Below are 12718 nucleotides of genomic sequence, written 5' to 3'. Positions count from 1 at the left end.
TGCCATTTATTTTAATTACAGAAACGGTTGGAGTGAGAGATTGACTTTTGCAAAACTTAGGAGTTTCGCAGCACCTCAATAGGTGACAGAAAATCAAGGAATGTCTTGTTGTGAAAGTTGTTTGTATTAATGCTTTCAAAAACCGAACACAGCTTATACAGTGTAGTGGCTTAATTTTGTAAGTTAAATATCACAGGTTTTGTAAGGGAAAGATGGATTGATCGGCACAAAATCAAGATTCTTATCTGTCCTCGGCTCCCTATTTTGATCATTCGAGACATCTTGCACTTGCACAAGTTGTACCGGGGTACTTGCTACCCCAGCATCATTGAAGCTAAAGCTTCCTGAAACACCTTCTACAGATATCCCTTCACTGAGTTTAGACTGAATCGAAGAGCGACTAGGAGGGTTAGTTGCTTGCATTGCTTTGACAATTGCCTTCAATGCGTTATAGGACATAGCCGTTGCATAATTGACATCACCTTTCCAAAAGGAACGTGCGTTACAGGCAAAGTCAGATCCCACATCATCAAAATGCCAAGAAATGGCTAAAACCATATCCAGCGAGGCTTCTATACCTAAAACTTCTGGAGTATATAAATTCGCCATGTCTCCGATAATAGGTATGTCAAGAGAGCTATCTTGATCGATATATTTGATTAGATCAATTGCATGCTTGATAGTTTGAATTGATGGAAATAAGACTAGAGCTTTATCCTCATTACTAATTTTTTGTAAAATATCTTTTCCATTAGGTGTGAGTTTATTATCTCGGAACAATGACTCGAAAGAAACAGAACTCTGAACTGAACCAACTCCTTCGCTTTCAAATTCAGTAACAAACGCTCCTTGAAGCTCTTGGCTATAGTCATTTATTGGATCGTAGATAATAAATGATTCTGTGTATCCCTCATCTATTAAATACTCTGACAGAGCTGCTGCTCCACTTTGGCTAGTAGGATTCATCCGAAAAGTGTAGGGGTAATCCGCCAATTTCTTTGTGATACTGATGGGTGTAATCAGCACCAACTGATCATCATATATTTGAGATGCTGCCAAACTAACATTACTGGTCCAATGGCCTACGACAGCTAACACTTGATCGAGTTGACGCAAGCCTTGGCTCATTGCTCGTGCAATGCCTTCACTATCAGCATCATCGACAATAATCAACTTCAGTCCTTTACCATGAATATTGCAAGTATCATTAACTTCACGCTGAACTTGTGCGAATCCGCGCAGCATAGCTGCAGCTTTGCCAGGATCATCTCCGCTAATAGGTACTGGAACGGCCACCTGGTAGTTTTGGCCTCCACATTGTCCATTGTTGATTTCTAGATTTGCATCACGAATAACTTTTTCAGTCTTTCTGTTAGATTCGTTGTTGCCTAGGAAAATATATTCTCCGGGTTTGTAAGCTATTTTGCTCCATAAATCTTCTGGGAATGTGCTCTCAATTTTCGCAATTGTAAGTGGTTTAATTCCATCATCAGGTGTTGGATTCACAATTTTTGCCAGTAGTCCAACCCCGCTAATAGCAAGCGTAATATATGCAATTTTTTTCCTGTTATTAGATAGATTTGACCAAAAATTTTTAATTTTCTCTGCTATGGGAAAAGTAGGGTTTTCTTCTACATCATCCTCAGGTCGAATAGGATCATCTTTGTCAGATTGATTTTCAATAGACTCTATCTCAAACTCTTGGAGTAATCTAAGTTCTACATCTCTTGCATCTTCGGCCTTGATCCCTAACTTTTGTTGTCGAACTTTTAGACTTTTTCTTGTCTCCTTACTAAATGGATATTCTTCCTGAATAAAATTACGTAGGGTCTTTTCATATTTACTGATCTTTTTCTTTAATTCCTCAATAGGCTCAAAAACATGGTTTCTTATTGTCTGAGCTTCCTCATCAGTTAAGCCTAATTCTGCTTGGAGTTCATTTAAGGTGTCCATTTCAGCAGGACCTAACTTTTTTACTTGCAATAGAAGTTCCTCGACTTCTAATTTATACCGAGCTTTGTTAGCCTCTTTTTGCTGAGCTAGCTCTCGACGCTGCTCATGTAGAGCATTAATTACTTTTTCAATACCCTCGACAATATTTTTATACGCCTCCTGTCGGTTTTCCCATTTAGTTACTGGTAGTGCATCCTTTGGGAAGGCCTGTAGTTTAGCAAATGGAGCCCTCGTCCAATTGACTGGCCTCAGGATGATAGGAATGACTTTTACCTCCTTTCTTTTATGCCTCTCCATCGCTTGAGTAAGTTCAACTCCATAGCAGTAGTCAGATGCAAGGAAAGAAGCGCTAACCAATAGTAAGATAATGTCTGCTTTTTTTAGGTTTTCATGTATGCTTTCAGACCATTCGTCACCTGCACCTATGTTTTGGTCATGCCAAGTGTTTATAATGCCCTGCTTCTGTAATATAGCCAGATGAGTTTCCAGCTCATTACATAGGGACTGGTCCCTGTGTGAATAAGAGATAAACAGCTCAATCTTATCGCTCATGCTAGATGTATAAAGAACTACAGAAACTTCAGCTAGTAATAGAGAGACAAGTTTTCAGGCTATGCATGTATACGTTTAAATTAACCCTTTTATGCAAAATATTGTTAGTAATTTCCAGGTTTTCAGGTAATCAGAACTCCTTATTCCACCCTTTAATAGGGGTATTAAATTGTAACAACCTTGCTTTAGTTACAAATGCTAGAGGATCTTTATTTGGTCCCATATTGTACCGACGTGCCTCTTAGGCCAAATCAAACAAATTTCTTATTGCAAAATGTTTATGCGTACCCTGAGCTATTCAAATGAAGCATCGTAGGGTATCTCAGCATCACCCTCCTCACCGATGCGAGTTGTTTTATTCTCTATTTCGATTCGAATTCGCTTTCCTACACCTAGAAGATGGCCTAAGCTAGGAAAAGAAGAAGGAAAGGATTCGTAAGTGGCAGCAGCCCACTTCCCAACCAAAGACGTTAGACCAATTCCAGGAATCACATTACCAGCGACTTCTATCATTGTTTCTTTAGCAACACTTCCCCAACGAGACTCACCACCTGGAATAATCGCCCGAAGAAACCATTCCCAATTCACTAGGCTGCGACCGTGCTCTAAGTAGATTCTACGCAGCCCAGAGGTATAAAGAGAGAGCTTATCGAGCAAAATTTGGGCCGTATCCTCACTAGGACTACGCTGCCAAGCCGCAAGAGCAGCGAAATAGTCGGTCCCAACTGCAGAATCACGAATTTCAAAGATCCGGTTTGGATCGACTGTAAGAAGAGCACTGACACTCGGAAGTTGAAAGCCTTCCTGAAATATAGCAGTTGATGATTGTTTACCTTCAAGCTCAGCTAGGAGCCGCGCGAATTCAACATCCAGCGGATCCAATGAGGCAAGAGTTGGATGAAGGGAGAACATTCGGCTATGGTTATAGTGGTAGCAGTAATTGACCCACTTAACCATACGGCGAGCGGTCTCGGTCAATCGATTATCTTTTAGGTTTTGCCAAACTGTTCTGACATCTTGAACAGGGCCGGAATCAGTCCCCAGATATCGAGCGACTGAATTATGCAGATCATTTCTCCTAAACCCACCAAGCGAATCTTGATTAGTCTCACCGACTACGACAGTTCGGAATTCTTCAGTTGTTTCCCAGAACTTCTCCAGTCGTAATGCTCCAGATGGAATATCGCTTGCCAGCAACACACGTTCTACAGTAGCTTTGTATCCCACACTGAAAGGTTGGGTAGGCCACACTAAGTACTGCAAACTCTTTCCATAGATAGCCTCTTCCAATTCGGCAGCAATTTTCTCAGCCCGATTGTGGATACCCTGGATGCTATTACGTTGAATATCTTTCAGATTCACGCAGAAGCTACCTTGTGTATCTTGTCGAAAAGCCGGAATAAAGGCCCCGTTACGAACACAAGTTTTAATAAAGCTGCATCCGCAAGGATCGGAATCGATCAAATCGGCAAATAAGGTACTTATATATAGATAGATGTCAGGAACTACCAGGTCACCATGGAAGAGTACACTGTATACAAGACTGCGGCGAAAAGCATCACGGTCAAGGAATGCCTCCATCTGCCGATCACATGCTCCAAAATAGACTTTTGGCCTCGGATTTGTTGCTCTTATCTTTAAATTACTATTCTCCATTTTTTGCACCGCACCTTTAACCCAGTAACTTTTAGACAAGCGTTTACAGAGCATCATGTAGAGAGATGTTGGCGTTGTATATTACCCGCTTGGGTACCTTTTCTGATTTCCATACATCAGTCCGCTGCATTGATAGGCTGCTTTAGCTCTATTCGTGGGTTAAAACTCTGAGCAAGGCATAAGTATCCTTATTGTCATAAATCCCTTACTTTTTAGTTATTCACTAGCTTCTACAGGCAGAATAGGCCTACGAAATTATAGTGCATATGAACTATTTTGATAAAGAGTCACAGTGCTCATATTTGAGTCATTGGGTGAATGAGGATTGAATATCTCATAAAGAGGAATTATGGGATATTACCACCGCAGCAGAACAGAAAGTAAGTGAATGGTTACTCAGGTAATAACAGTGCCAGTCGCAACAGAAAGCAAACGTTCACTTATCTCTGGTGTGACCATCCCGAATCTTATTGCCAATTCTGGTGAGCAAGCTTGTCATAAATTTGTCGAGTATTTTATTGGTCAAATTCGCAATCCCAATACCCGTGAGGCCTATGGCCGAGCGGTACAACAATTTCTATCCTGGTGTGAACAGCAGGGTGTGCAGCGGCTGGAAGACGTTACTTATTTATATGTCTCGGCCTATGTCGAGCAGCATCCCTCATCGCCGCAAACGGTCCTGCAACACCTGGCTGCTATCCGGCAGCTGTTTGCCTGGCTGGTGCAGCAGCGGGTGCTGGATCAGAATCCAGCGGAGCATGTCAAAGGCCCGAAATACCGGGCCAAGGTTGGCAAAACGCCGGTCCTTGATGCCGATGACATGCGGCAGTTGCTGGTCAGCTTTGATTGTTCACATCTGACAGGGCTGCGCGATCGCGCCCTGATTGCCCTCATGACCTTTACTTTTGCCCGCATCGGGGCAGTGCTGGCCATGAACGTCGAGGACTGCTTCTTAAAAGGAGCCCGGCGCTGGATTCGGCTACAGGAAAAGGGCGGTAAGTATTTGGAAATGCCGCTCCATCACACAGCGGATGACTACCTTCATGCTTACATTGCAGCGGCGGATCAACAGTCCGATCTGACCTGGGGTAAGGGAACGGCGGTTTTCCGCAGCCAGCAGCGGGGCCGAGTTGGCGTGCTGAGCGATCGCCGTCTTCACCGTCGTGAGGCCCTCGCCATGGTGAAACGGCGGGCGCAGGATGCGGGGATTGCCACCGAGATCTGCAACCATACGTTCCGAGGCACCGGTATCACCAATTACCTGGAGCGGGGCGGCAGTCGCGATATTGCCCAGGAACTGGCCGGTCACGAAGATGTTCGGACAACCGCGCTCTACGATCGACGGGCGAGTAAAGTCAGCCTTGATGAAATTGAGAGGATTCGATTTTAGAGACTTTGTAGTCAATATTCACTTATGACTAGGTCAATGGGTTACCAGATATTCACCATGCTACTGTTTCTATAATTTGAGATCGGTTGTTTCATAAACTCAAATTCCCTAATATGGCTATGCCATATGTCTTTTTATTAACCTCTCCAAGATACGCGCATACTACTGGCTTATTTGCCATAAAAAGGCGTGTATACGCACTGAAGCATAGGAGTACTTCCGATGTCGGCGCATTTCATCGCTTTTTGGAACCTGGAAAACCTATTTGCTCCAGAAAACCATCCTGGACGCGAGCCCTGGCTGGCAAGGCGGGTGGAAAAGGATCTGACTGGCTGGACTGTTGATTTATTCAACAAGAAAATTGACCAATTAGTGTCCATTATCCGGCAGATGAATGACGTTCAAGGTCCTGATATCCTGGGCGTTTGTGAAGTAGAAAATGCTTTTGTATTGGAGAAATTAATCGAGCGTTTGAGCGAACAACTCAATAACCGTACTTATTCTGTTGTTCATGTTGATGCCACCCGCGATCGTCGAGGCATTGATACAGCTTTTATATACGATAGTGCTCGCTACACAATTAACCCGGATACAATCTTTTCTCATTTTGTGATGCGGCGTACCGGAACTCGCGATATTACACAGGTTACGTTTACGACTGAGCCGGGGAATGAGCTGATTGCTCTTTGCAATCACTGGCCGTCTCGAAGTGGCGGTGCTTTCGAAAGTCGGGGATTCCGCATGACTGCCGGTGAAACTCTTGCCTACTGGCATGAACGAATTCTCGAAGAGAAAGGGAGCAACATTCCCATCATTGCCTTGGGCGATTTCAACGACGATCCATTCGATGAATCGCTGCAAGTTCATGCGAGAGCAACACGAGAACGTGGTGATGTTGAACGGGCGCGGACAGCTCGTTTTTATAATCTGGCCTGGCGTTATTTACAGCAACAGGCGGAAGACCGAAACGGCAAATTAAGGTTGCTAGACGGAACACTGTATTTTAGAGGCAACGGTAACGTATTTGATCAAATCCTTGTTTCTAAAGGTCTTCTTCTGAATAATGGTCCGCTTCGAGTGCAGGAAGAAACGGCTAAAGTTGAATTATTTTCAGAAATGATTGATCATCGCGTAGGTCAAGGGCCGATTCGGTTTGGACTTCCCAGAGGAGATGCTGAAGAGAATATCAATGCCAATGGCTTTAGTGATCACTTTCCAGTATCAGTAGTGGTACGAGAGAATTAAATAGCCTGTAAAAGACCATCCGGGGTATTTAGCCTATCATCTAAAATTCTACTTGAGACCCTTGTATTGCACGGGTTATAACATTTTTATTCATTTGCTCATACTCCATGCGATCTCGCCTTAATCGCCCTCATGGCTTTTACCTTTGCCCGCATCTGCGCGGTGCTGGCCATGAACGTTGAGGATTGCTTCTTAAAGGGATCCCGGCGCTGGATCCGGCTCTAGGAAAAGGGTGGCAAGTATCTGGAAGTGCCGCTGCATCATACGGCAGATGATTATCTTCATGCCTATATTACCGCTGCCGAGCAGCAGTCCGATCTGACCTGAGGTAAAGGAACGGCGGTTTTTCGTAGCCGGCAGTGGGGCCGGGTTGGCGTGCTGAGCAATCGCCGTCTTCATCGCCGTGAGGCCTTGGCTATGGTTAAACGTCGCGCCCAGGATGCGGGGATTTCTACCGAGATCTGTAACCATATCTTTAGAGGCACCGGCATCACCAACTACCTGGAGCGGGGTGGCAGTCGGGATATTGCTCCAGGTAGTTGGTCACGAAGATGTCAGGGCGACCGCGCTTTACGATCGGCAGGCCAGTAAAGTGAGCCTTGATGAAATTGAGTGGATTCGGTTGTGAATGCGTTAATCGTTGATGATCAGCTGGGCAATCGGTTCCATATTAAAATTTTCTGTGCAGAGCACTTAGCTTGACAAGCTAAGGCTATCCTTGAGGCAAAAGCTTCCAGTTTCGGGATAAACAAAGTGCTCAATACTACATTTTGTAGAGACCTACGCCTGCTGCTTGGACTGATACCAGTAACACTACCTTTATCAGCACTACTAAATGCTGACATGGCCTTTGCCCAAGCAATGTCAGAAGAAATGCAACAACAGTGCTCACAGTTAGTATCTGAAGCAGTCAACTCCCTCGAAGAAGGGCGAGATGTTCAGGTTGCCGACGTTGTGATTACTGATATCAGCAAAGGATATGCCAATTATCCAGCAGATGCTCCGATCGGTGTTGTCTTTAGGATGAACGGTCAGGCTGCAGCAGATGTAATGAACTCGCATCAGTTTATGACCACCATCAGCACACAGCTCATCACAGAGTGTCAGCCTGTCAGTCTAGTGGATTTTCAAGTGAATTACACAGACTGGTCATCAAAATATGGGTTGGTCAGTGGCAGTGTGACGCGCTTTGAATGTGTAGAACCTGGGGTTGGTATTAATCTGCAATGGGGACAAGAGTTTTGTTTGTGATCAAGCACTTTTAATTTTGTCAGATGGCTCTTAGCAATCCTAAAGTTTTTGCGTCAACCTCCTTAATATTATGCTTTATCTATCACGCTACATTTCCTGTATTAGCTGTTCAGACACGAGTGCCTTCTACACGCAAAGGAGTACAAGGAATTGAGCAATACCCAGCAACAACTATTGCTCAGAGTTTAAACAATTCCATAGTCGCTCAATGTAATCAGCTAAAGCATAGGATAAATCAAGGACAAGCAATAGTAGATAGCTTCTTCTATGAGATCGATGCTCTCATAGAAGAAGTCTCTTCTGCTCAAACTCTAGAGGATATAAAAACTAATGCAGGTCGTTATACTAATGCTACAAGTATAGCGTCTAATAATTTAGACGATTTTATTCAAACCATTCAAAGAATAGAAATCAGTAATCCGCAACTGAACAATCTGCAGAGTTACTATTCCAAGATTCTTCAAGCCACTAGCATGAACCTCGAAAATGCTGGGAGCAATATGCAGTTGATAGCCGATGTTGAATCCATAGAAGAACTTAGATCGATATATCCTGTATTTTCAGAAAGCTTGAGTCCAATTGGTGTTGATTTCTCAGCTCTTGAGGTATCAGAAGCCCAAGCTCTAGCATCCATTAATGAAATTTGCCTCGCAAATTCACCAGAAGATGTTGATATTTCAGATTTCATTGCGTCATTCCCTAACTCAAGAGGATTCATTACTGCAAATCGTTTACTGGGTACAGATACTTCTCAGAATACCGGCTTAATAGATGGTGCGGCTATGTCGGGCTCTGTGGAACAACAACCTGAGCCAGATCAAAATGAGTCAATCATTGGGCAAGCTGAGGGGCGTGATGATTTTCAAAGAGTGCAAATGGGAGCACAAGAAGTGTTTCTATTTGAGATATTTGACGAAAATCGCGGTGAAGTTATTAAGCAAAAGATTCACTTTGGTACAATCTACTCTAGTGTGCTAAGTGATGTTCTTTATCCACGGGTCATAGTTGCTGACTATAACTATAATGGTGGACCTATCACCGATCGTCCTTCTGTACAACCAGATGTAGTCAAACACTATGCAAACTTTTTCAGCTCAGATGGTACTTGCCCAGATACGGCTACAGTAAGATTAGAGTGGAACCAAGCGGGATGGCATAACAGGTACTACGAATCATGGACAGTTCGCTGTACCGTTCCTCCGGAAGAGGCTATCGCTAATATTCTGAGTTTAACGTATGGCTCTCCAACATTAGATTGTGAACAGTTTGGAGCAGATAATAATGACATTTATTCCAGCCAATATTGGGTTAGACAAGCGTGCTTAGCTTTTGAAGCAGAGAACCTTGATCAAGGTGCCCTAGCGTTAACCATTGCTTATCAGGAAGCTGTTAAGGAAGATCAACTTCAAGTTAATCACAATAGTTTTGCAGCAGCCTCAAACAAGATAAATAATGAATTACCCATAGCTCAAGCAGAGCCTGAACAATCTCATGTGGAGCAGGTTTCTCGTCAAGCGGCTAGCTTGTTGGTTGGGTTTATTCCTGGTGTTGGTACAGCTACTGATTGGGTTAATGCCATTACTGGTGTTGATCAGATTACAGGGGAAGAGCTGGAATGGTGGGAAAGTGTATTATCTCTTGTTCCTTATGGTCGTCGCGTCGGTCAATTAACACAGGCTGCTATCAATAAAATTGATGATGTTGCCTCTGGTGTTGGTCGGCGATTAGATGAATTTGCTCGTGATGAGTCGGGATCAATCACAATTGGTCGTGGTGGTTGGACAAATGCAGCAGCAAGAAAACGTGCTCAAGAACTGGGTTTTGAACAGGTCGAGCCTGGTAGTCTTCCAAGATTATTGCAAAATGGTACACAAGGTGCGCCTGTTTTTCAGGGACGCTTGCCAGAGACGAATCAAAGAGTGTATATTTCACCTGATATTGCAGGTCATGGTAGGGCTCGTGACCCCGAGCCCTTATGGAAAGTTTTTAATCAGCGTGGTGAGCGCATAGGCACGTACACCAATGACTTGCAAGAGAGGCGCAGGAACTAATGCAAGAAAGCAAATTTTGGTTGGACTTCATTGCAAATGATGAGTTTCAATATGATTTTGCTGTCATCGAAGGATATGATAACAAAGTCCTTTTACCTCAGCCCGATCATCCAATAGATCCGACTATCGGTGCTCGCATAGTCATTGGCGACTACATTCGAGATTTTTGGTGTAGTACTCGCTTATGGCAACGAGGCGACTACTATCAACATTGGGAGGAGAGTCTAAACCGATTGATTTTTGAGGGCAAAGAAAATACAGCCCTTTTAACTAGTCTATGTCCTTACACAGGTAAGGATACATGGGAAGATGTTGATTTTTGGGTATTAGTACGTAATGAGGAAATAGTGAAATGCGGAAAATACAATACCACTCAATTAAGTTACTATATGACTTACAGCAAGCCATTAGAAGCAAATGGTCTATACGAAATGGTTGCTCATGATAGCATGTACCATTGTAATGAACATGCGTTTGCTACTAGTGTGAAGGCTGTCTCTCTCTACTTGAGTGCATTAAGGAATAAACTTTAAACTATTATTATTGTCATCAGGTTACTTCCGCTCAAGCAAACACTTTTACCCATTGGTTTGAGGGTAGCACTTAGTTTGGTGGAACAACACAATAGCTTGGAGTTGTAGCTCTATCTCTACAAATTGAATAATTTTCAAGAGAGATGCCACTGACGGTTTCTCCTGCTACGACACGAACAGGAATAGGATTGCTGTTGGGCTCCCAGTTTGCATGATAGAAAAAAGCATCATACATTACATTAGTGTCAGCATCGCGGAAAGTGTCCTTTTCGTAACTAAATACATAATATTCACCAGGGCTAACAGACAACTGAAAACTCGTTTGATCAAGCTCTGTACTTATGCAGTTTAAGAGATAGTAGTTACTTGTCGATTGAGCACATACCCTTAAGGCTGGCACATAATCAGATGGGTAGGTTAGCCTACCTTCAATAACTCCCTCACCTGCTGATGAAGAGCTTTGGCTGGTAGGTTGTCCACTAGCAACTGCTGAGTCAGAAGTCATGGTTAATACATATCTGCCTTGTCCGGATGGTTGATGGGTATTCGCCACAATAACGTATTCGCCATTTTCCGGGAGAGTCACAGTGAGCCCGGAGTTAGTTATGCCATTACGAACATCATCATTTTCGCTGATTGTGTTCCCTACAGTATCAATTAACAATAAATGAGTGTCAAAATCAGAGCTCTCTAACGTAATTGTGACTTGCTGTCCTGCATTCCCATTAAACCGATAAATATCATATGGGCTGTTGTCAGTGAGACGATTATCACTGGATTTCAATCTTCCCTGTTCACGCAAAATGGTAGTACCTTGAGCCAGACCTTTTTCAGAAGTGCTGAAAATTGAGCTCAACGCTAAGAAGCCAACTGTGAGAAATGCATAAAAAAACGCATGATTCTGTTGGGGGATAAACAGATAAAAATATGAGGGAATAAAGATTCTGCGGCTCTTACCCGAGGTGGCTAGTTGAGCTATTTGGTTCAGGGTTGTAGGCCATTCAACATCCAACAAAGCATGAGGGCCGTATCACTTAAGCAAAAGTGTAGTATTGATTAACAAAAATTTTCAATCCCACTCTCTGCCCTCTGAACTGTCACACTCAGGTATTAACGCTGAAGCCTTTGAATAACAGTAGCTTCAAGTCATATAGTTCGTTTGAACCACTGAAAGCCAATTCTCAATAAGATCCCATTTTTGAGATCTATTCCTGATTATTGACTCTAAAAGCCTGATTGCTTCGTTTAAATATCGAATGTGCCAGTTGGGAGTGCGGAATATCAGTTCAATAAAAGTATTCTACTGAACTTCGAAGGACGGAAGAAACCTCTAACAACAGAATAACCGGCTTCTTGTGCTCCACTATGCGTCGTCGCCTGTATCTACTAATTATTGGGCTTAGTAGTTTTTTCTTCGTCTTTAGCGGAAATTTTCTGCGAAGAGTGCTAGCAATCGCACTTTGTGGGGCGCTTGGATTAAATTCCACAGCTTATATTAGATATTTACCTGAATAAAGAGCTAAAGCCAAAAAGATCCTGGAATCTCAACAGCTTTTTGTAGCATGTCTTTTACTATGTATATGCACCATAAAGCAAAATGGCGTATGTGGCATTACCAAATAATCAAATGGTTTCCAGATGATCTTTTTGAGTTTTCAGGTACATATACAAAGAAAGAGCTGGAAGATTTCGCATACGATGACTGCTGTCGATTTCTCTGGGCACCTGGTGGGCTAGTTATTCAAAATATCACCTTGGCTATTTGCGTACTTTTTAATAGAGAAGAAACTATGTCCTATCTCATATGGATATGGAGTTTCATTCGTTCTTTTATGGAGCCAATGATTGGCATTTTTCTGGCAAAAATAGTTGCGGGTTTCCTTACATACCTTATTGCATTGCCACTAAGTCTTATTGGAGTATTGCTTATTGTTTTGGGCACTGCTATATCTATCTTATTAGGGGCATAAGGTGAATTTTGATAAGCTGGAATCAACCCAATGCTTGTACTAATTTACTTGTACAGTTTGATTGTATTATTTATAGAATCATAATTTTTGTAACCTACCCAGTCTTCTTTTGAGTGA

Annotated in this window: 11 protein-coding genes; 7 read left to right on the top strand and 4 right to left on the bottom strand. The window is 42.9% G+C overall.

What is annotated here, in order from left to right:
* Window positions 1–183: 183 nt before the first annotated feature.
* Window positions 184–2505 carry an ABC transporter substrate-binding protein gene (locus tag DXZ20_RS36475; RefSeq protein ID WP_163703316.1) on the bottom strand — a complete coding sequence of 774 codons (2322 nt, stop codon included), beginning with the start codon at window positions 2503–2505 and terminating at the stop codon, window positions 184–186.
* A 294-nt stretch (window positions 2506–2799) separates the two neighbouring features.
* A complete protein-coding gene (locus DXZ20_RS36470) occupies window positions 2800–4086 on the bottom strand; it encodes a hypothetical protein (RefSeq protein WP_163703315.1) in 1287 nt (428 codons plus the stop codon).
* Between the two features lie 463 nt (window positions 4087–4549).
* On the opposite strand from DXZ20_RS36470, the gene DXZ20_RS36465 reads away from it, so the two are divergent.
* Both DXZ20_RS36465 and DXZ20_RS36460 read left to right on the top strand, forming a co-directional pair.
* Window positions 4550–5551 (top strand): tyrosine-type recombinase/integrase, encoded by a 1002-nt coding sequence (locus DXZ20_RS36465; protein ID WP_163703314.1) that lies wholly within the window; start codon window positions 4550–4552, stop codon window positions 5549–5551.
* 222 nt (window positions 5552–5773) lie between these two features.
* Window positions 5774–6796: an endonuclease/exonuclease/phosphatase family protein gene (locus tag DXZ20_RS36460; RefSeq protein ID WP_163703313.1), complete on the top strand. Its 1023-nt coding sequence runs from the start codon at window positions 5774–5776 to the stop codon at window positions 6794–6796.
* A 192-nt stretch (window positions 6797–6988) separates the two neighbouring features.
* Here the strand turns inward: DXZ20_RS36460 and DXZ20_RS36455 are convergent, their stop codons facing one another.
* A complete protein-coding gene (locus DXZ20_RS36455) occupies window positions 6989–7195 on the bottom strand; it encodes a hypothetical protein (protein ID WP_163703312.1) in 207 nt (68 codons plus the stop codon).
* Window positions 7196–7213: 18 nt separating this feature from the next.
* Here DXZ20_RS36455 and DXZ20_RS36450 point away from each other — a divergent pair, with 18 nt between their 5' ends.
* From DXZ20_RS36450 to DXZ20_RS36435, 4 genes are all read left to right on the top strand, one after another.
* Window positions 7214–7387 carry a site-specific integrase gene (locus DXZ20_RS36450; RefSeq protein WP_163703311.1) on the top strand — a complete coding sequence of 58 codons (174 nt, stop codon included), beginning with the start codon at window positions 7214–7216 and terminating at the stop codon, window positions 7385–7387.
* Window positions 7388–7639: 252 nt separating this feature from the next.
* Window positions 7640–8047, top strand: coding sequence for a hypothetical protein (locus tag DXZ20_RS36445; protein ID WP_163703310.1), 408 nt, complete (start codon window positions 7640–7642; stop codon window positions 8045–8047).
* A 119-nt stretch (window positions 8048–8166) separates the two neighbouring features.
* Window positions 8167–10098, top strand: a complete 1932-nt coding sequence (locus DXZ20_RS38645; RefSeq protein ID WP_348918754.1) for a pre-toxin TG domain-containing protein — start codon at window positions 8167–8169, stop codon at window positions 10096–10098.
* Window positions 10098–10631, top strand: coding sequence for a hypothetical protein (locus DXZ20_RS36435; protein ID WP_163703308.1), 534 nt, complete (start codon window positions 10098–10100; stop codon window positions 10629–10631). The genes DXZ20_RS38645 and DXZ20_RS36435 overlap by 1 nt, the downstream gene beginning before the upstream one ends.
* Window positions 10632–10701: 70 nt before the next feature.
* Here the strand turns inward: DXZ20_RS36435 and DXZ20_RS36430 are convergent, their stop codons facing one another.
* The gene (locus DXZ20_RS36430; RefSeq protein WP_163703307.1) at window positions 10702–11646 is read right to left on the bottom strand and encodes a PPC domain-containing protein; all 945 of its coding nucleotides are present in this window, start codon (window positions 11644–11646) and stop codon (window positions 10702–10704) included.
* A 547-nt stretch (window positions 11647–12193) separates the two neighbouring features.
* Between DXZ20_RS36430 and DXZ20_RS36425 the strand changes: the two genes are divergently transcribed.
* Complete coding sequence (locus DXZ20_RS36425) at window positions 12194–12601, top strand: hypothetical protein (RefSeq protein ID WP_163703306.1); 408 nt, start codon at window positions 12194–12196, stop codon at window positions 12599–12601.
* Window positions 12602–12718 lie beyond the last annotated feature (117 nt).

Origin of the sequence: Adonisia turfae CCMR0081 (assembly GCF_011009555.1) — a bacterium.
In the GTDB taxonomy this organism is placed as follows: domain Bacteria; phylum Cyanobacteriota; class Cyanobacteriia; order Phormidesmidales; family Phormidesmidaceae; genus Leptothoe; species Leptothoe turfae.
The sequence above is the reverse complement of the archived record's forward strand: the minus strand, read 5'-3'. Positions and strand labels throughout refer to the sequence as shown.

Coding starts and splice junctions, on each gene's coding strand:
- DXZ20_RS36475 (WP_163703316.1), bottom strand. CDS start 2,505: ATGAGCGATAAGATTGAGCTGTTTATCTCTTATTCACACAGGGACCAG.
- DXZ20_RS36470 (WP_163703315.1), bottom strand. CDS start 4,086: ATGGAGGCATTCCTTGACCGTGATGCTTTTCGCCGCAGTCTTGTATAC.
- DXZ20_RS36465 (WP_163703314.1), top strand. CDS start 4,550: ATGGTTACTCAGGTAATAACAGTGCCAGTCGCAACAGAAAGCAAACGT.
- DXZ20_RS36460 (WP_163703313.1), top strand. CDS start 5,774: ATGTCGGCGCATTTCATCGCTTTTTGGAACCTGGAAAACCTATTTGCT.
- DXZ20_RS36455 (WP_163703312.1), bottom strand. CDS start 7,195: ATGAAGACGGCGATTGCTCAGCACGCCAACCCGGCCCCACTGCCGGCT.
- DXZ20_RS36450 (WP_163703311.1), top strand. CDS start 7,214: ATGGTTAAACGTCGCGCCCAGGATGCGGGGATTTCTACCGAGATCTGT.
- DXZ20_RS36445 (WP_163703310.1), top strand. CDS start 7,640: ATGGCCTTTGCCCAAGCAATGTCAGAAGAAATGCAACAACAGTGCTCA.
- DXZ20_RS36435 (WP_163703308.1), top strand. CDS start 10,098: ATGCAAGAAAGCAAATTTTGGTTGGACTTCATTGCAAATGATGAGTTT.
- DXZ20_RS36425 (WP_163703306.1), top strand. CDS start 12,194: ATGTCTTTTACTATGTATATGCACCATAAAGCAAAATGGCGTATGTGG.